This is a genomic window from Legionella steigerwaltii, from assembly GCF_001468065.1.
GTDB classification, from domain to species: Bacteria; Pseudomonadota; Gammaproteobacteria; order Legionellales; family Legionellaceae; genus Legionella; species Legionella steigerwaltii.
Genome location: NZ_LNYZ01000030.1, coordinates 61,225 through 80,222, shown reverse-complemented (window position 1 = coordinate 80,222; position 18,998 = coordinate 61,225). Strand labels below are relative to the sequence as shown.

Below are 18,998 nucleotides of genomic sequence, written 5' to 3'. Positions count from 1 at the left end.
GTAGCCTGGGTGCAGCGAAGCGGAACCCGGGAATGCACTATTACTGATCCCGGGTTCCGCTTCGCTGCACCCAGGCTACATTTCTGGACTCCGAATCGCTTTGAGTAGAATATTTTTTCTTAATTACTGCAAGAGAGGATTTATAACTTCTTGTGCAACAGGAGGTGCCGGATAAAAGAAATAAAAAAGCAGTAATATCAAAAAAATAAGCGTAGAAACATAGAATATAATTTTTGCAGGAAATATTGATGCAGGATTTGTTCCCTTAAATCTGATGTATCCTGAAATTATCGCTATAACTAAGAAAATAAAAGCTCCAGTCAACATTTTATCTTTTCCTTCTTCAGGTACTTATAAATAGTATAACATCTCTTCAGAGTTAGGTTATTTGGTTTTCCTGTGTTCATTGATCTTAATTGTCTGAGTTGACCAATTTTCTGTTTATAAATTGGCGCACTTCAACAGTTTTTAAAGTGATTCAATAATTGCTCTTTATGAAAAAATATAGTTCTATCGAAAAAAATGTTAGAATAATTGTTGATCGTTCAAGTCGGTTGTCCGATTATCTCTCAAAAGCCAAGAATTAAAATGCAAGCAACTCATGAAAAAAAACAACTCTGGGTAATTTTACTAATTGTTTTAATTAGTTTTCTCGGTTCATCCATTGCTTATCCTATTCTTCCACCTCTGTTTTTACAATCCACCGATCAGTTAATTATCTCTCCGGAATGGAGTGAAACCAGCAGACGTATTTTACTGGGGTTAACCCTTGCAATTTTTCCTCTGGGTCAATTCATTGGCTCTCCCATTTTAGGTAGAAATTCTGATTTGTATGGACGTAAAAAAATACTGGTCATCAGTTTGGCAGGAAGCATGCTTGGGTATTTATTGACTGTCATATCGTTTTGGACAAACAGTTTCTGGCTTTTATTATTCAGTCGCTTTTTAACAGGATTCATGGAAGGCACCTTTGCTGTTGCAAGGGCATTCGCATCAGAGCTGACCACCATTAACAAGTTTGTCAGTTTTGGTCGGATCAACAGTATGGCCGGTATTGGTTACATCATTGGACCAATCATTGGGGGCTTATTGTCCAATTCACGGATTGTTCCTTGGTTTTCATGGTCATTCCCTTTTACTGTTGCAGCACTGGTGTCCGTGATAACTCTGTGGCTTGCCTGGTGGAAATTGCAGGAGCATAAAACCCTACACAAACCCCAGAAAGAATCCATACTGAGGCAACTCAATATTATTCGACAATTCAAACTCTTGTTTCAGTATCACCCTCATTTGAAACCTTTGCTCGTTATCAGTACGTTGTTTACTTTTGCCGTAGATATGTTTTATGAATTTGGTCCTGTTTTTCTGGCCGGAAAATGGCTCATGTCGCCCAGCATGATTGCGATGTATAACGCTGCTTTATCCGCCGCACTTGCTATAGGTGCCTCATGGCTTCCACGCCTTCTTTCAAAATACTTGCTCATTCATAAAATTATTATTTTGGCTATGCTGGCCACTACGTTGATTTTTGCTGCGATGATTGTTTTTCAGTATCCCATACCGATGTTTTTATTTTTTGCACTCATCGGATTTAGCATCACCAGTGTGGTAACAACGCTGACCATTCACATCTCAAATAGGTCACATGCTACTATCCAGGGCGAAGTCATGGGCGCACAATTAAGTTTGCGAACGCTAGGTGATGCCATTATTTGCTTTGCGGGTGGTTTATTGATTGTTTTATCAATTATCTTGCCCATTATATTATGCTGTCTTACTGCATTGACTGCGAGCATTCTATGTTTGGTCTATTTAAAACCTGCGGCCGATTAAAACCTAATGAAATTGTGCTGAATTATTGTCTTTCTACGTAAAGATAAACATAATCCCTTTTTTTAAAAATTGGGATGTTTATTACATATAAATTATAAAAAGGAACGTAGATGAGAATACACTGGTTTTTCAAAACAAGAGAAGTCAATTCAATTGATGACATAATTGATACTCTTGGTGAGCAAAAAAATCTTTCACAGCTAGTCAATTTTTTTGAGCAAACATTAAAACAACATCCCTCTGTAATGAGTGGTATATATAGAGCGCCACAAATTTTAGTGTCTATTATGAATCGTATCCATGAAGTTTTTACTCAACAAAAAAAAGATAATACACAATTAAATGAGATTGCAGATCAAGAAGAATTATTATGGCCTAAACCTTGGCAGAAATATCCTTCATATAACGATATGAAAGGTTATTTAGAGCTTCTAAAATCGGTCATAACGCCAAGCAGTGATATTCTTCTGACGAGCACAGAAGATTCAGATGAAGAGGAGGAATCATCATCTAAGCCGGATTCTCTTAATATGTTTGGTTAAGTTGCATTCGTAACTTTAACCTAAGACATTTTTTTGCTCCGTGCATGTATCATTCATTTCTGGTTCGGCACGGTTGCTTTCAACAGGTGAGCGATTTGATAAGAACCCATGGTGAAGCATACTTGATATTGGCCATTGTACTTGCTGATGCTCGATTACTTTACCATGGCATGAGCTTAAAATAAGCTGCCCTTGATTATTGAATATAGAAAAATTTTGCTTATCGGGTAAATTTTTTATCGCTTCCATAGATAAGGATGTAATTCTGGGGTTCGTGATGAGCGCCGCATACAAAGAGTCCATACGACTTTCTATTGTGTCCCGCATTGATTCAAAATATTTTTGCGCGCAAAGAGATAATGAGGCTGCACTGCCCGCAAGAGTTTTTACCAGGCCTTTTTCTCCAGAAGGCAATCTCCCTTCTTTCATCAGAAAATGCCCCTCATCATCTGCCAAATAGAAACTGTCTTTTTCTTTACGGATATCCAGAGTCCCTAGTTTATATGATCCATCGTTACAACCTGTGGGGCCTAAGGCATCGGTTATAAGGATAATTTTATTTTTGATTGCACTGTGTATCAATGAGATAAATGAGGAGGACAAATGTACCCCATCAGTGATGAGTTCCACGCCAGGGGGGCAACGATCAGGATTTTCGAGAATCCACTGTACCACATGACTTTTGGGATCTTTTAAAGTAAGTTGCCGTGTTTCTCTGCTACACGATTCTTGACAAGCATTTCCTAAATGAGTAAATCCACAAGCACCTGCTGCGATAGCACGGCCAATGACCTCCTTATCCTCTGGATTACAGTGGCCAATAAATACTTTTACAAAAATACCTTCTTGCTCTAGAGTTTTTGTCTGTTTAATAAATTCTTCTGCTCCGGGTAAATCAGGGGCAATGGTTATTTTCCAGTGTTTAATATTCGGTGCTGCATTAATAATATCCCTAAATTTATCCATACAAATACTATCTTGGAGCGTATCTTCAGCATGAGCACCCTTACAATTCTTTGAAATAAACGGACCCTCTAGATGCACACCAACAATCTGAGTACAACCAGGAGTAGGATTTTGTCCTTGTTTCGCTATAAAACCATTAATTTTTATCAATGATTTTTTTAAGGCGGGTATTGGCATAGATACTAGGGTGGCTAATGCATAAGAAAGCCCTGTTTTTCCTAAAGCTCTGACCAGGCGATCCAAGCCTTCGTCACTCATTTCATCGCTTAAATCAGCAAAATCAACACCACCTTGTCCATGAACATGAGAATCTAACATTCCTGGCATTAAGAAATAACACCCTTTAGCATCAATAATTTTTTGATCGTGAAGAGATGATAAATCATCATCAAGATGGAAGATTTTCCTTAAGCCATCTTCAGTAATTTGCACATGTTTTAATTCTTTAATCCCAGCATCGTTATAAACATAAATATTTTTAATGAGCATTTTAATATCCTTTTAGGGATAAACTTCGCAGAGTTTTAACTTTTCCTGTCTCAAAATCTAACTGATATTTTAGAACTGAGCCCCTCAGGAAATGCCCTAGAGTTTCGCTGCTAAATTAGCTAAAATCGAAGTCTATAATCAAGTTTTCTTTATTATTCATTGGCATCCTGCACAAAAGTCATTGTAACAAAATATGGGAAAGAGATGAATTGAGGGCTTTAATGATCCTATTAATCCGCTCATTCTGAATTCTTGTTTATATGGATATAACGCCTCGAATTCGCGGAGAAAATATTTATGTTTGATCACATTTTGGTTAGGGAAACACCTGAAGGTATGGCAAGTAGAGCTGCTCGAGCAATTCAAAAAAAAATTATGGAAAATAATGAGAAAAAAATACCTACGGTCTTGGGACTTGCAACAGGAAGTACTCCTGAACCCGTATATAGAGAGTTAGTGCGTTTACATAAAGAGGAAAACTTAGATTTTTCATTAGTCATCACATTTAACTTAGATGAGTATTGGGGGTTAGAGCCAACTCATATCCAATCTTATAATTACTACATGCACCATCATTTTTTTGATCACGTGAATATCAAAAAAGAAAATATTCATTTGCTTGATGGAACGGTATCACTTGAGCAAATGGAACAGCATGTGAAAAAATATGAAGAAATGATGCAAGAGGTTGGCGGGATAGACATTCAAATTTTAGGATTGGGGGTAAATGGTCATATTGGTTTTAATGAACCTGGTTCTAAACTGGATTCTAGAACACGATTAATCCAGTTGGATGATAAGACTCTTGAGGCGAATAAACGATTTTTTAATTCAAAAGATGAGGTGCCAACTCATGCAATAACAATGGGAATTGGAACGATTTTGCAATACAGCAAAGAGTGCTATTTGCTCGCATCCGGCGCAACAAAAGCAGACATTATTGCTGCTGTTAATGCAGTTTCTGCACCGAATCAAGATATTCCTGCAACCGCTTTATATGCACATAAAAACGTTACGGTGATGCTCGATGAAAAGGCGGCGTCCAAGTTACCGCTATCGGTGAAACCAATAAAATCACCCTTGTTATCTCGAAGTATCTATGCTTCTAAGACTCCTGAGGAAACAGGAGTATTGCCTGTTTATGGTGATCCTAAATCCGATCTAAGAGCACTATTCAATTCATAAGATATTGAAAAAATAACACGGTGCGAGTGCAACCCCATCAATGAATCGGGCAAGTATAGGTTGGACCAAATCCTGCCTATATTTGCTTCATCAATTATACTTGGAATATCACTGAAAAAGCGTGCAGAGGTGAGTACTTAAGAGCATATCATTCTATTTGAAAAAAGTTCAGAAGGAATCAAACTTTTCTCTATTTAGATATCTCAATATTGAGGATTAAACGTTTTAAAACACGTACTTTATTTTTCAAAGTGATCTAATATTTATATATATAGCGATGTTTGGAGAAAAAAATGCCTACTGATGCTGAAAAATTTTTAGAGGAAGCACGTCAAAATCAGAAAAGAGTTGAACAGGCTTATGAAGAGCAAATGCAAAAGTCGACTAAAGATCAAAAAAAATTTCAAACCCTTTATGAGGATTTAATAAAATCTCAGAATCCAGATCCTCAGAAATTTTTGAGCGCTATGGAGAGCACCGAAAAAGCCGCTTATGCGACTTATCTGGCGAGAAGGGATGTTAATGAAGCTAAAGCTAATGTAGCGGTGGGTGAATATAAGAAATCGCTAGAAGACTTAGATGCTCAAAAAAGTACGCTTGAGAGCCAAGGCAAGTTTACTGAGGATGCGCGCAAAGAGTATGAACAAAAGCGTGAAGCGGCTTATCAAAAATATCTGGATACAAAAAAACAATTAGATCAAGATAGCATGAAGGGCTTTGATGAATATAAACAGTTTTGTAAAGAGAATAGGGAAAAATACGACCAACTTATAAATCCTGAAGATGACGTGGTTTTAACAGAACCTCTTAAAACTCAGACAGAACCAATAGTAGTTACACCGTTACCGTCTGCTCCTAAAAAAGATGTGACTGTTGCCAGTGAACTAAGTGAGGCGATTTTTAATAAATTTCAAGAGGCCTTTAAGGATGATCCATGGTACCAAAAAAACCCATCGAAAAAAGGTGAGGATGGTAAACTCAACTTATCCTTTAAATCAGAAGAGGATATGAACTCATTTTTCCAAAAAATGGCTAAAGAAAATAAAGACGGTAGCTTCCTAATAGTTGATTCAAAAACAAATCAAGTAATGGCATATGGAAATAAAGGACAACTATTTCATGCAAATGGAGATGAGTTTAAGACAGGAGACAAGATGAAGCCAGGAGGTACAGCGCTTGATTCTTTTAAAATACCAGAACAGTCTGAACCAACACAAACCAAAGCGTTGAGTTAGGTAAAAAGGAGCTTCATTCAGTATATTTTTGTTCCTCGATAACCGTTTCAAGAGATGTATGATGAAAGAAATGTTGGGCCAAGGCCCAACTTACATTGGAGGTGGACTGCTTAAAAGGCAGTTGTTGAAAATTAAACTTCAGCAATTGCAGTATGTTCTACAGAGTCTACATGCATTTGATTCTTAGCAGTTTTATGAATCAAATAAATCAGTACGGTTCCCAAAAGGGCACAGATTGGTATAACAATCAGCGCATGGTGGTACGATTGAAGACTGTATTGTCTTAATCCATTGGCGCCTAAGCCTCCCTCCCAGTAAGAGTCCATTATTTTACCTATCAACGTATGAAAAAATGATCCGCCCAACATGTTGATACAATTTAGAAACGCTATGGTTATTCCCAAATGTTTGTTGGATACGAGGGCAGAGCCTGCTGCAAAGACAATCACTTGATAGCAGCACATCAGTCCGATAGCAAAAAATAGAGCACTAAGTATCCACCAATTGCTTATATTCTCTATGAGAAGTACCAGAAAAGCCAAGGATAGCCCAACGCCACACATTCCTATAACCGTGTAATTCCCTAATTTTTTGCTAAGAAAAGCAAGTATAGGTCCACCAAATAACATACCCACAAAAATAAAAGAGACGAGTAAGGCAGCATTTGATTTAGTCAAACCATAGACAGTCGTTAAATAGGGGACCCCCCATACATCTGCAAAACCTTCAAGCGCACCAACCATTAATAAATTAGCTAGGGCAAGAACCCATAATCTCTTTAAAGTGAATAAAACAGATAAATGGGATAGGTTTATGTCATTCGATTTGGTGGTTGCAAGATTTTTTGGGCTACGTAAGATTAAGTAGGTTAAAAATCCTACGCTTATGGAACATAAAGCTAAGATTAAGCCTATATGCTGGCCACCGTAGATTGAGATCAATTGGGTTAATGGTTTGCCGCCATAGACCGCTCCTAAAAGCCCAACACTAAAAGAAAATCCAATCATTTGAGAATACTGATTGCTACGAAACCATTCGGAGACAACTTTGGATACTCCCAAAAAACCAACCGCCGAACTTGCTCCAATTAAAAATCTGCTGAATAAGGCTAAGTAAAAATTATTGGTAGAAGTAAAGAGTAGGGCGCCTAAGCCGCATAGGAGTGCGAAGATAAAAACCACTATTCTGGCGCCAAATTTATCGAGCAAGAGCGCCATAGGAATTTGCATTCCTGCATATCCATAATAATAAAACGCTGCCAAGAAGCCAAAGCTGGAGGCATCGATTGAAAATTGAGTCATTATTTCTTGCATCATCAATCCTGGCCAAAGGCGCAATATAAATTGAAGCGCAAAAAATGAAAGTGGGAAAAACCACATTACAAAGGGCAAGCAATTGTTTTTTAAGCTAAAAAATTTGGTTTGAGTCACGGTACCCTCCAGTATTGATATCAGTTATTTAAAAACCCGATGTCTCTCCCTAGAGAGGTTCGGGCTAAGCAATAACTGACCGCTCTAGGGTAACGAGGGCAAAATAATAATAATATGTGCTGAAGAGATTGCTGCAGACAAAGAATCATGGCATAGCAACACTTTTGCAGTTAAAACTGCAGAGAAGGCATTGCTTTGGTGCGTAGTGCGATGATTCATATTGATGACAGATTGATTAAATTTTATCTATTATCTGATTAACATATCAAACTAGGCTTCATGGTGTCAATTAATTTTTTGAGTTTTCAATTCAAGGTAGCTCTAGAATTCCCCTTCTCCCCTAAGGGGAGAAGGTGTCCGTTAGGACGGATGAGGGTTAACGCACCCTCACCCATACCCATCTCCCACAGGTGGGAGAGAGAATTTCTTCATAATGTACAAATTATATTAATACAACTCTAAATTAAGTACTAAAATTAACACATGGATATAAATAACAAACGCATATGGATATAAATTACAAGCTGGCAAAAACTTCAATTGTTTTTAAAGACTATGTGAATAAGTATGCTTACATCGGCTTAGCTATTTCGATTTGTAGCATCATAATTGCTTCATTTATTGTGTCTTACCAAATAACAGGATATATCAATATAAATGGTTTTGTTCGAGCCCAAACTACAAATCCTGCCATTTGGATACTTGACCTAAGCCCATTTATTTTCGCTTATTGGGGACAGTCGTTTTGTTATGGATTGGCCAATACGGCAGAAACATTTGTTGCAGATAAAACTCAGGAACTTCTCTATAAAAGCGGCGATCTTGAATCAAAACTAAAATATGAAAGTGAACATGATTTTTTTACTCAGCTGCCTAATTCGTTTCTGTTTCGTGAGCAAATTACGCAAGCTATTCATAAGATTGAGAAACCGAATGAGCTAGCAGTTATTCTATTAAAGTTGAACGATTTTAAATCAATTCACAACAATTTTGGTAATTTTAATGCCAACAGTGCCTTAATTCAGTTCGTAAAAAAATTAAAAGACATGTTACTTTCCACGTTTATGCTCGAGGCTACCATGGGTATCAATAGTGTTGCTCGGCTAGAGGGAGACGAATTTGTGTTGTTGCTGCCACGATTGAATAAAAATATTAATTGGGACAAGCTGTTGAATGCCATTATTGATGCAACTACTCTTGATTTTATCGTGGACAGCATTCATGTAAACATCACTACTACTGCGGGTGTAGCGATTTATCCTCATGATGGGGATGATGAGGTCTCATTAGTCAATCATGCTCGAACAGCAGTTTTTCATGCCAGAAAGAAGGATAAGCCTTTCGCTCTTTACCATTCAGATATGGAAGAGGATTTTACTACAAACCGAATTGTGCTGAATGGGTTAAAAAAATCAATCGAAAATCAAGAGATGAAGATCTATTTTCAACCCACAGTTGAGCTGACAACAGGTAAAATCATTGGTGCTGAGGCTATGGTCAGCTTTGTGCATGAGAAATACGGATTAATCAGTATGGAAAAGTTTATTTCACTTATTGAGGGATCGCGTTTAATCCAGCAATTAACTTTGTTTATGCTAACCCATGTCACAAAGCAATTAGCACTTTGGCATCAAAGTGGGCATAAAATTTTTGCATCGGTTAACTTATCTGTCCAAGATGCTAGTGATAAAAAATTACCTGCCTTTATAAAGAAGTTACTTAAAGAGAATAAAGTTCCTCCTGAGTATCTAATACTCGAATTCAATGAACGAGCCTGTTTATCGGATCAAGCAAAATCCATTGAAGTATTAAACCAATTAAGCAGCTTGGGTGTTAAAATTGCGATCCATGATTTCTGCAGTGGTTATGCTTCCTTTATTTATTTAGTCAATTTTCCTATCAATGAAGTAAAAATAGAAAAATCTCTTGTTTTGGGCATGGTTAAAGACAAGAAGAAATCAAAAATTGTAGAAGCCATTATTAAGCTGGCAAAAACTTTTGAGTTAGAGGTTTTGGCCGATGGAGTAGAGAGTCGAGAAATTAGAGAACAACTCAAACATTATGGTTGCAAGTATGGGCAAGGATTTTATTTCTCTCGCCAAATGAGCCCTTATGAGTTTATGGCTTTGTTAAATTCAGGTGTAACAAAATAACAATGGTTGTTGAGCCCTTGGGCTCAACATTTCTTAACCAGTTAGGCCAGGTGTATCCGTATCTGTTTTTACTTTATCTTTATCTTGACTCGGTGTGGGAGTGGACTCACTCGCAGGACTAAAACTTCCAAATTTTCCTAATGCTTCAGCTAAAACATGGGGATCTCGAACAGGAACACTGGGTTGCGCAAGTTCACTTGGCTTTGGTTTTGGAACAGATAAATCCATTTTACTGTCTTGTATTACTGGTTTAGGGTAAACTTGAGATAGCGTTCCACTCCCTGTTTTGATTTGAACTACTGCCCCCTTCAAGTGCATTTCATCTGCCATTGCTATACCATCCCGTACATATTCTTCATTGGCTGACTCTAAAATTAAATCAACATCTTTTCCAGCATAAAAGCGATTAAGCGTGCCATCAAATAAATAAGGAGCTGGTTTTTTGTCGCTAGTACAGAGATTTAAATCACCTTTATAGGTTACTTTATCATATTCCCCTGGAATTGAGGCTAGTAATTCAAGCAGTTTGGCTTTTACGGCAGATTCAATAGCCTCTCCTTCTAAATATTTTAAGTCTGTCAATTTGAAGCCTGGCTCTTTTCCTCTAATTAAGGGCAAAGCATTGGCTTTGGACTGGAGTTTACTATGATAACTAGCGACAACCAGTTCTTTGCTGGAAGTGATTGCATAGGTGAGATAAATTGATGGCATAATAATAACCTCTCTTATTTTCGATAAAATAAGAATCAAAGCTAATAATTATAATATAGACTATTTGCTTTATTTTTGACTAATTATGGCTGCATCACATGGGCTGATGGTGTTGATTCAAGCGCTGTCTCATAATATTTAATAAAAAAATCCTTTGCTTGTGAGGGGAATTCAAATCCTTGAGAGTTACTGCATTTAAGGCCCAGGCCCATACTCGCATTGTGTATGCTGTACTGGCTGTCTTTTAAAATTAACTGTGCATAATCTAGTGATTCTAAAGCACGCGTATAGGCCTCCTGTGCTTTTTCCATTTCAGAATTTTTGAGTAGCCAAAAGCAGTAATGAGCCAATGCCTCGGCTAAAACCATATAACCGTAACTGCCATAATGGGGAAGCATGAGTTTGCTATTGGAGATAAGCTCTTGGTAAAGAGGTTCGGACTCTTTATCATGAGCATGTTGGAGTTGAGAGTAAATGTATTCATTATAACGCTGAATCGCATGAACAGAACCGTATCGAATCGCCAGCTTAAGCGATTCAATCTCAGAATATCCAAAATCGCGTTTTATTTCCTTTCTTATTTCTTGAGAGAGATAAAAGAAATAGGCGCCTCGTACTAAATTAAACTGATTTAATTGAAGATGAGAAAAAAACAAAATTAAAGGCACATTTTTTTGTTGAGATAATGCCACACCATAGGCACACCAAATTTTTTCCCAATAATCCTTTAATTCTGTACGATTGCAAAATGTTGCAAACTCATGATGGTGATGCGCTATTCGAGCAATCGCTTCAATTTTCTGGTTTTTAATTAATTCAAGTTTTCTTTCATCATTTGCATGATTAAATACATAAATAAATAATTGGTCTTGTGTTGTTAATTTTAATGCCGTATTGAACGTCTTAAAATTAAAAAATGAGTACATACTTTTATGCCTTTTTCTAAATTTTTAATCCATTACTTGATACTCTATTGAGTAAGTTGGGCCTTGGCCCAACATCATGGATAAATATTTTTCAAAAACCAGGGTATCATGAAAAAAATGTTGGGCCAAGGCCCAACCTTCGTTTGATTGATATAATACTCGATGTGGGCCTAAAAATAGCAATTAAGCGCTAATGCTCCGGTTACGAATTCAGCTGCATGTGGTCCTGTGACAGAAAACCAAACACCGCCAATAAGACCCAGATTGGGACTAAAATTATATTCGAGGGCTGGGGCCAGTGAAACTTGTTCATTTGCCCTTCCTCCTACACCGGCAACTGTCCCGCCTGGGGTGAATCCAGGATTACCGTCAAAGTTAGTTCCTGGGCTGTGTACGTATAATACTTCGAAAACAGGAACCCAGTTCTGCGTTAGGGTATATTCAAATGCTAAGTCTGCTGAATAACTGTTATCAAGCTTTACTCTGCCCACGGTATCAGGCGCGCCACCAAAGACGCTTACTCCATGTACTGTGACGTCACTAAACTTTGCACCAACTAAACTTAAACGGGTGCGCAGATAATGTTTATTAGGCAATTGCACCAATTTTTGAAAGTTAAAACCAAGGTAGGTCTGGAAAGAACCTAAACCTGTTTGATCAGTGCCCAATTTTTTGGGATCTAAATGTTCAAAGCGTCCTGTAGGAAAAACTTCTTGGACTACCACACGAAGATCAGGAAGCCAGGTATTTTCTTTTGCCCGCAAAACTTGAACTCCTAAAGCCAAGCTCAAATCGCCCATACCATTTCCATGTTCCCCTTTATCCCAGCTGTAATCATAAGGCAACGAAGTTTGTAAATCTAAAAAGCTAAGAACTCCTAAACTTACAATGGGAGTCACTTCAAAGTTTCTAAATCCATGTGGATAGCCACTATAAAACGCATAAGGTTCAAAATTAATATGGCCGGCTGGTATCGTTTTTCCAGCTGGCGCAAGTAAGGGTCCTGTGAACCATGGATCTGCGAATGCTGCATTGACAAAAAATACTAATAAAAATAAGAGTTTTGATTTCATAGTGGATAGTTTATGTTAAAAGATAAAATTTAAAACTTTTTTCATATTAATGGAATTTATTTTTAACTAGTTTCTTGTGCTTTTCATAAAAAATTTTGTTTTCGAGGTATTTAAGTTTATATTTTTTACAAAATGGAATATTTTTCGCATTATACAGAAGTGGGATTAGATAAAATTTATAATTAAGGCTCGGAGCATATAGCTCCGAGCTAACTCTTTATTTTGCAGGAACTTCTTTCCACCAATTTGTTTGGGTATCTGTTGCCCAGTGTCCATCGCGCATACGTGCAACAAAAGCCTCAGCTTTTTCAGGAGTTGATGATTTTTGATCCAACTTAATGCACCAGTCCCAATCACCTGATGTAGACCACATTTTTTCTACGCCATCCCATTTTGCCATTGCATTCATGTCAGACATAGATTTATTACTTTTTACAAAAATTACACTGTTCCATGCATTCATCATTATTCATATCCTTATAAAAATATTTAAAAAAAGAAGCTTGAGTCGATGACTCAAACTTTTTAAGAATAGAATACTTCGAGAATTCTTTCCAATGTATCCAGAAATTTTTTTATGGTTTGATTTTTATACTTATTTAAGAAGTGCTTCGAAAACAAATAGAGTGTGCAGGTTGCGCCTAGGTATAACATGTTCTGCATTTCAATTTTTAAGCAGCAGGAGCAGTAAGTAATTGAGTCTCACTTTCCTCTGTAGGTGGTAATTTTTTGTATTTACAAAGCCATTGATTTCCAAACTCCACTTCTCTATCTGTTTTTGCACTACTAAAAAACAAAGTCTTGCCTGCAGCTAAACGTCCTAAGCCTACAAAAAAACCGATACCAAAAAAGGCGGTAACTATCATGGCAATATCCGCGATTAGTCGACGTGTGTCGTGACGAGGACTAAATTCATGTGTAGCCGCTTTCATTAAACCATCCGCTTGATTTCGCACTGGAAGGCCTGATAAGCGTATGTTCAATGCTTCTTCATAAAATTGATTAATTGATTGATCGTATTCGTTTCCATATTTTTTCTTTTTGCTGAGTTCAATTTTTTTCTCTCGGAACTCTTTTAGGGTAAGTAAATCCCGGATCAATACTGAGGTGAATTTTTTATTCCCCACTTTTTTTAGAATTGCTTGATGCAAGGTATTATCATTTAGCGCCGCTCCTATTAATTGACTATGCAGAGAGGTTTGGATGTTATCAAGTATTGGTGCGAACTGATTTATAAGTGTATCCAGAGGCTTCACTAAGTACTCTTGCCCAATGAGCTGAGCATCAAGAAGTTTTTCATAAATCAATTTGGCTTGAGTTAATTGTTTATGAATTTTTTTTGCACTTTCAGAGATTAATGGACTAGTTAAACTTTCAAAATCCTCGATTGTTTGCCGCAATATTGGGTCATCAAATATACGTTTCTTATCGGTGACTGTGGTTGCATTTTTTAGCCGGTCACAATATCCATACAAAATATTTTCTATTTGTTTGATTTTATGTTCCATCTGAAATTGCTTTTGTACATCAGGAGGCAGTTTTCCAAATAATTGGTTTAATATAGTAAATAGTGTTTTCCTCTCTTCAATGTTTTGCGATGCATTGATTTTCTCAAGATAAAATTGATAAGTATCTTTTTTTGCCTGAATCAATTGAGATTCATAGTGTTTTCGTTGTTTTTCTGGAAGATTATTATGTTTTTCTTCGAGTAAGCTCAGTGCTATTGCTTTATCTTGCTCTGTTGCTAAATTTTGCTGTTGTAGTACATACTCTTGCAGTTGCCCCATCTCTTTTTGAGCATTTTCAATGGCTTCAGCAGCTCCAAAGATAGAGGAGGATTCTTTCAGGGCACTCTGCAGTGTCACAAAAATGTCCTTTTTATTTTCCAGAGCCTCCTGTTCTTGAAACTGTTGGACTAACTCCCAGAAATACCGAATTTGCCGTAAGCTAAGAATTTTTTTCTCGACATCTATGCTTTTTTTAAATTTAAACTCTTCACTTTGGAATGATTGATCCATCCGTTGCCACAATGCTTGATGGTTCGTGATACGTTTTACCAAAACACTGGGTGCTGTCGCATTCAATTCTTCCAGGCATACGGCAGCAAGTTGCACTCCATTCATTTTTTGCAGTGCTTCATTGTTGAGGGCATAGAAAAAAGGGCTTTCAAAAACTTCTACAGGAGATTTTTGAGCGGTGTTGTGGAAATGTTGCAAGTCCTTATTCGTTTTTTTGAATTGCTCTATAGCTCCTCGAAATAAAGTTACTGTATGACTCATATCCTCCCATGAAGATTTAGCATTTTGTTGTGTTTTTAAAACGCAGAGTGTGCGAATTATGTCATGGCCTGCTGCAAGAAGTTCGTTGACTTTACACCAGTATGAATTAGGGTGATGTTTTTTATATTCTGCATTAAGTTCTTTATAGGGTTTAAAATCCAATGGATTAAGACATGCGGGATCTAGGTAAAATAAACGTTTAAGGAGCGTACTTTCGCGGTATTGCACAACAAAATCATGCCCAAGTTCATACTCAGGTTGTTTGGTGAAGAAGTCAACGAAGAGATTCGTTGTTTGGAGGGGTTGATGATTCCAAAAGTTAAATAGTTCTGATTGTTGCGCTACAGTATCGACGTACTCATTAAATTGCTTAGCCAAATCGCTCAGGTTGAATTCTCTATAATCAATAAGATTGATTTGAGTAAAAGGCAAAAGTTTTTCTTCCCAGACTGATATGAGTTCAGAAAAAGACAGTGCGTCTTTGCTTGTTAAGGTGATGGGTTGAGTGAATGATTTGGCATCCTCTATGGTTTGTTTTAATTTCTCAATCGAATCCATGGTGATGGAAGCAGGAGATTCACACATGACCCAACTTGAAGATAAATCAATCTCTTCTGAAATAGTGGAAAACGGATTTTGTAGTGCCTTAATGTGCATCTCAATTTGTTGGAGAAAGCGTTGTGGCGATTCCAGCTCATTTACATTAGGTAGTTCTTGGAAATGCCTTTGAAATCCCAATAGTCTTTCCAGGATAATTTTACTTTCCTCTTGTAAATCATCATATAGATTTTTTAATAAGAGTTCCTCATGCGTTTGCTTAAATTTTGGATCAATTTCAAGCTGCAATTCAAATAAATTTTGAATACGAAGAATAGCCCTTTGGTACTCAGGTTGCGTATCTTTGGTTTCAATAATTTCGGTAATTTGATCTTTAAAGGTCTCATAACTCTCAATATGGCCTTGTTGCAACTGTTTAATTGTCGCTAATAACTTAGATTGTAAATTAAAGAGGGTTAGTTGTTTTTCAACGTCCAATTGACTCTGAACAATGAAAATTTGATAAATACGTTTTAAATAACTATCGAAATCAAGCGCAATATAACTTAGGTACTCCCGTTTAGCAGCAGTTGCTGTTGCGGGTTTGCTTAACAGAAGTTCCAATAGCTTCTTTTTGTGACTTTCATCTTCAGCAAGAGTTGCTTTCAGTTTACCTAGAAATTGTTTGATGTATGGCCAATTTTCGTCGGTAATTGTGACTTGCATTGCCCCGTATTTATCCGGTGGAAAAACTCCTTTTTCCAATAGGAGTTTTGCTTGATAAACGGGGTCACTAAAATATAAAGAACCTGCAGCAGTGTACGTATCAGAGGCTCCTTTTAAGGAATGTCCTTGACCAAATTGGTCGTGATTTTGTTGTACCTCTTCAGGATATTTTTTTGCCCCTAATAGGAATTCTAAGGCGGAAGCTGGGGGTGCTGTTTGTTCAAGTCCAAACAGGAGTAAGTTATCGCTATCATTGCGGTGAAAATACAAATGTCCACTGCAGCCATTGTCTGATATTTTATTTCCATAAAAATTTGTCTTTCCCATTCCACCCATGGCGATGTTAATACCAAAATCTTGAGGTGTTTTGATTAGACTGGGTAATTGCCCCGCCAGACCCAACAAAACCCCCTTGCCTTCGATAACTGTTCCTTTGATGTTGCGACTCACATTATGAGTGGCCGAGCGGGAAAAAACAGTATTTTTTACCCCTGGAGTGGGAAAATAATTTAATAGCTCTTTTCTATTCGTCTCAGTCAGTTCTTGATAGTCCAGAACAATGCGGCTGGCATGGGATAAATAATCCGCGATGGTTAATTGATCTGAGGGGGCTTGTAATTCAGATGACCGGGACAGATACGTACGTGTCTTGAAGTCGCCGCAAGCCAAACAAGCCAATAGTAACTGGGACATGTTTGCGGCAATGTCATCTTTTGAATTGTATATAAATGTGTCAGCCCATTGATTGGCAACTGTAACTTGATCCTGATCAATGGTGTACGAAAGAATGTCAAATTTCTTATCAGGCATTTTTTTTAGTTTTAATTAAATTGCCGGTATGCTAACAAATAAGGCACTTCAGATGCAAAAATAAGCGTGTTGAAATTATTTAATCATTTATAACTATTCATGACCTTTCCTCTCCCTAGATGGACGTCATCATATTATTCAAATCTCTCACGCTGGAGAGGGAGGCGGATCGAAAAGGGATTTTGTTTTACTAAAATTTAATTATTCATATCAATGAAACACTTTGCTAAGTACTATACTTATAGATGTAAAAGGTGAGTTGAAAATTATCGGTTGTATATCGCATACTCCGTACTACATCAATTAACGAAGATTGTTATGAGTAACCATCAAAAAATTATCTGCCCTACGTGTGGGAAACAAAATACCTGGTATCCGGAGAACCCCTTTAAGCCTTTTTGTTCAGACCGATGTAAACTCATTGATTTAGGAGAATGGGCTAGTGAAACTCGTAAAATTCCTGGAAAACCCATGGATCCAGAGTTTATAAATGGAATCGATAATAGCGGAAACGACTATACTTAAATTCTTAAAGAAAAACTTGGGAGTTTATTTTAAGACATGGGATAAGGAGTTGCTATGAGAAATCAAAAGTGTTCTGCCTCAAATAGCATTACCATGCGAATTCGCATAAAAAATGTTCCTGGCACTTTTGGAAAATTAGCGGCTGCTATCGAAAAAGAAGGTGGGCAAATTGGCGCGATTGATATTGTTCGTGTTGAAACAGATGCTCAGATACGTGATATTACCATTTACACATGTGGCCCAAAACATGCAGAACTAATCGTTGATCTGCTGCGCGCCATTCCTAATTTGGAAGTAATTCACGTGTCTGATCGTACCTTTCTCGCTCATCTAGGTGGAAAAATTGAAATTAAAGGTCGTATTCCATTAAAGACACGAGATGATCTGTCGATCGCCTACACCCCTGGTGTTGCGCGAATTTGCACTTCGATTTATAAAAAACCTGAAGATGTTTTTAATCTAACCATTAAAAAAAATACAGTCGCGGTAGTTTCTGACGGGACTGCAGTGTTAGGTCTGGGTGATATGGGACCTTACGCTGCCATTCCAGTTATGGAGGGGAAGGCATTACTGTTTAAAGAATTTGCGCATGTCGATGCATTTCCTATTTGCTTGAATACTCAAAATGTGGATGAAATTGTTGCAACCATAAAGCATATTGCCCCAGTATTCGGTGGGATTAATTTAGAAGATATTTCCGCACCCCGTTGTTTTGAAGTGGAGGAGCGACTTAAGAAAGAACTGGATATCCCGGTATTTCATGATGATCAACATGGTACGGCGGTAGTGCTGGCTGCGGCAATGATTAACTCACTCAAATTAGTTAAGAAGAAATTGGAAGAGATTAAAGTAGTTGTAGTTGGTATTGGTGCTGCCGGGACGGCAAGTACCAAAATGTTATTAAACTTAGGGGTGAAAAACATTATTGGATGTGATTGTGATGGGGTGCTTTATGCCGGAAAACCTGGTTTACATCCAGTCCATCAGTGGTATGCGGAACATACAAATCCCAATCTTGAAAAAGGTACTGTGCATGATGCGATTAAGGGAGCAGATGTATTTATTGGTGTTTCAAAACCTGGTGTGATTGATGCCAAAGACATAAAAAAAATGAATCGAGATGCGATTGTTTTTGCCATGGCTAATCCCATGCCTGAAATAATGCCTGAGGATGCAAAAAAATATGCTGCCATTGTTGCAACAGGACGCAGTGATTATCCAAACCAAATTAATAATGTACTCTGTTTTCCAGGTATTTTTAGAGGCGCGCTTGATTGTATGGCTACTGAGATTAATGAAGAAATGAAGCTCGCAGCAGCATATGCGATAGCAAACTCTATAGAGGAGCAGTATTTAAGCTGTAGTTACATTGTTCCCAGCGTATTTGATACAAGTGTGGTAAAAAGGGTAGCTCAAGCAGTTAAAGAGGCGGCCATTAAAACTGGAGTGGCGCGTAAAATTAAAACATAATTTGGCAGCGGAGCATTTTGAAAAGAATGTTTGCTAATTCTTTTCAGCAAAGAACCATTTTGCTTTTGCTACTGCAAAAATGAAAATTTATTAATATGGGAACAGGGA

15 protein-coding genes are annotated in these 18,998 nt (G+C 37.4%); 7 read left to right on the top strand and 8 right to left on the bottom strand.

From position 1 onward, the window contains the following. Window positions 1–123: 123 nt before the first annotated feature. Complete coding sequence (locus Lstg_RS14565; protein ID WP_058478400.1) at window positions 124–327, bottom strand: DUF1328 family protein; 204 nt, start codon at window positions 325–327, stop codon at window positions 124–126. A 261-nt stretch (window positions 328–588) separates the two neighbouring features. Between Lstg_RS14565 and Lstg_RS14560 the strand changes: the two genes are divergently transcribed. After that, window positions 589–1,833, top strand: coding sequence for an MFS transporter (locus Lstg_RS14560; RefSeq protein ID WP_238585447.1), 1,245 nt, complete (start codon window positions 589–591; stop codon window positions 1,831–1,833). 110 nt (window positions 1,834–1,943) lie between these two features. Then, window positions 1,944–2,375, top strand: a complete 432-nt coding sequence (locus tag Lstg_RS14555) for a hypothetical protein (protein ID WP_058478399.1) — start codon at window positions 1,944–1,946, stop codon at window positions 2,373–2,375. A gap of 15 nt (window positions 2,376–2,390) precedes the next feature. Here the strand turns inward: Lstg_RS14555 and Lstg_RS14550 are convergent, their stop codons facing one another. After that, window positions 2,391–3,830: an N-acetylglucosamine-6-phosphate deacetylase gene (locus tag Lstg_RS14550; RefSeq protein WP_058478398.1), complete on the bottom strand. Its 1,440-nt coding sequence runs from the start codon at window positions 3,828–3,830 to the stop codon at window positions 2,391–2,393. 297 nt (window positions 3,831–4,127) lie between these two features. Here Lstg_RS14550 and nagB point away from each other — a divergent pair, with 297 nt between their 5' ends. Both nagB and Lstg_RS14540 read left to right on the top strand, forming a co-directional pair. Further along, window positions 4,128–5,015, top strand: a complete 888-nt coding sequence (gene nagB / locus Lstg_RS14545; protein WP_082650864.1) for a glucosamine-6-phosphate deaminase — start codon at window positions 4,128–4,130, stop codon at window positions 5,013–5,015. 293 nt (window positions 5,016–5,308) lie between these two features. Continuing rightward, window positions 5,309–6,250, top strand: a complete 942-nt coding sequence (locus tag Lstg_RS14540; protein ID WP_058478397.1) for a hypothetical protein — start codon at window positions 5,309–5,311, stop codon at window positions 6,248–6,250. A gap of 131 nt (window positions 6,251–6,381) precedes the next feature. Here the strand turns inward: Lstg_RS14540 and Lstg_RS14535 are convergent, their stop codons facing one another. Next, complete coding sequence (locus Lstg_RS14535) at window positions 6,382–7,629, bottom strand: MFS transporter (protein WP_172462859.1); 1,248 nt, start codon at window positions 7,627–7,629, stop codon at window positions 6,382–6,384. A 557-nt stretch (window positions 7,630–8,186) separates the two neighbouring features. On the opposite strand from Lstg_RS14535, the gene Lstg_RS14530 reads away from it, so the two are divergent. After that, entirely contained in the window at window positions 8,187–9,833 is a 1,647-nt protein-coding gene (locus Lstg_RS14530) for a putative bifunctional diguanylate cyclase/phosphodiesterase (RefSeq protein WP_058478395.1), read from the top strand. A 33-nt stretch (window positions 9,834–9,866) separates the two neighbouring features. On the opposite strand, the gene Lstg_RS14525 is transcribed toward Lstg_RS14530, so the two are convergent. The 5 genes from Lstg_RS14525 to Lstg_RS14505 all read right to left on the bottom strand — a co-directional run bounded on the left by Lstg_RS14525 (window position 9,867) and on the right by Lstg_RS14505 (window position 16,895). Continuing rightward, window positions 9,867–10,544 carry a hypothetical protein gene (locus tag Lstg_RS14525; RefSeq protein WP_058478394.1) on the bottom strand — a complete coding sequence of 226 codons (678 nt, stop codon included), beginning with the start codon at window positions 10,542–10,544 and terminating at the stop codon, window positions 9,867–9,869. A gap of 83 nt (window positions 10,545–10,627) precedes the next feature. Beyond that, window positions 10,628–11,470 carry a DUF5630 domain-containing protein gene (locus Lstg_RS14520; RefSeq protein ID WP_058478393.1) on the bottom strand — a complete coding sequence of 281 codons (843 nt, stop codon included), beginning with the start codon at window positions 11,468–11,470 and terminating at the stop codon, window positions 10,628–10,630. Window positions 11,471–11,640: 170 nt separating this feature from the next. Then, entirely contained in the window at window positions 11,641–12,543 is a 903-nt protein-coding gene (locus tag Lstg_RS14515; RefSeq protein WP_058478392.1) for a transporter, read from the bottom strand. A gap of 217 nt (window positions 12,544–12,760) precedes the next feature. Further along, window positions 12,761–13,006: a hypothetical protein gene (locus tag Lstg_RS14510; protein ID WP_058478429.1), complete on the bottom strand. Its 246-nt coding sequence runs from the start codon at window positions 13,004–13,006 to the stop codon at window positions 12,761–12,763. A gap of 208 nt (window positions 13,007–13,214) precedes the next feature. After that, the gene (locus Lstg_RS14505) at window positions 13,215–16,895 is read right to left on the bottom strand and encodes a LepB GTPase-activating domain-containing protein (protein ID WP_058478391.1); all 3,681 of its coding nucleotides are present in this window, start codon (window positions 16,893–16,895) and stop codon (window positions 13,215–13,217) included. Between the two features lie 318 nt (window positions 16,896–17,213). Between Lstg_RS14505 and Lstg_RS14500 the strand changes: the two genes are divergently transcribed. Together Lstg_RS14500 and Lstg_RS14495 are read left to right on the top strand one after the other, a co-directional pair. After that, entirely contained in the window at window positions 17,214–17,420 is a 207-nt protein-coding gene (locus Lstg_RS14500) for a DNA gyrase inhibitor YacG (RefSeq protein ID WP_058478390.1), read from the top strand. 54 nt (window positions 17,421–17,474) lie between these two features. Next, the gene (locus Lstg_RS14495; protein ID WP_058478389.1) at window positions 17,475–18,890 is read left to right on the top strand and encodes an NAD-dependent malic enzyme; all 1,416 of its coding nucleotides are present in this window, start codon (window positions 17,475–17,477) and stop codon (window positions 18,888–18,890) included. Window positions 18,891–18,998: the final 108 nt, after the last annotated feature.

Excerpts from the sequence above, each read along its gene's own strand:
- Lstg_RS14530 (WP_058478395.1), top strand. The coding sequence starts at position 8,187 with ATGGATATAAATTACAAGCTGGCAAAAACTTCAATTGTTTTTAAAGAC.
- Lstg_RS14510 (WP_058478429.1), bottom strand. The coding sequence starts at position 13,006 with ATGAATGCATGGAACAGTGTAATTTTTGTAAAAAGTAATAAATCTATG.
- Lstg_RS14565 (WP_058478400.1), bottom strand. The coding sequence starts at position 327 with ATGTTGACTGGAGCTTTTATTTTCTTAGTTATAGCGATAATTTCAGGA.
- Lstg_RS14500 (WP_058478390.1), top strand. The coding sequence starts at position 17,214 with ATGAGTAACCATCAAAAAATTATCTGCCCTACGTGTGGGAAACAAAAT.
- Lstg_RS14560 (WP_238585447.1), top strand. The coding sequence starts at position 589 with ATGCAAGCAACTCATGAAAAAAAACAACTCTGGGTAATTTTACTAATT.
- Lstg_RS14520 (WP_058478393.1), bottom strand. The coding sequence starts at position 11,470 with ATGTACTCATTTTTTAATTTTAAGACGTTCAATACGGCATTAAAATTA.
- Lstg_RS14495 (WP_058478389.1), top strand. The coding sequence starts at position 17,475 with ATGAGAAATCAAAAGTGTTCTGCCTCAAATAGCATTACCATGCGAATT.
- nagB (WP_082650864.1), top strand. The coding sequence starts at position 4,128 with ATGTTTGATCACATTTTGGTTAGGGAAACACCTGAAGGTATGGCAAGT.
- Lstg_RS14505 (WP_058478391.1), bottom strand. The coding sequence starts at position 16,895 with ATGCCTGATAAGAAATTTGACATTCTTTCGTACACCATTGATCAGGAT.
- Lstg_RS14535 (WP_172462859.1), bottom strand. The coding sequence starts at position 7,629 with ATGTGGTTTTTCCCACTTTCATTTTTTGCGCTTCAATTTATATTGCGC.
- Lstg_RS14525 (WP_058478394.1), bottom strand. The coding sequence starts at position 10,544 with ATGCCATCAATTTATCTCACCTATGCAATCACTTCCAGCAAAGAACTG.
- Lstg_RS14550 (WP_058478398.1), bottom strand. The coding sequence starts at position 3,830 with ATGCTCATTAAAAATATTTATGTTTATAACGATGCTGGGATTAAAGAA.
- Lstg_RS14515 (WP_058478392.1), bottom strand. The coding sequence starts at position 12,543 with ATGAAATCAAAACTCTTATTTTTATTAGTATTTTTTGTCAATGCAGCA.
- Lstg_RS14555 (WP_058478399.1), top strand. The coding sequence starts at position 1,944 with ATGAGAATACACTGGTTTTTCAAAACAAGAGAAGTCAATTCAATTGAT.
- Lstg_RS14540 (WP_058478397.1), top strand. The coding sequence starts at position 5,309 with ATGCCTACTGATGCTGAAAAATTTTTAGAGGAAGCACGTCAAAATCAG.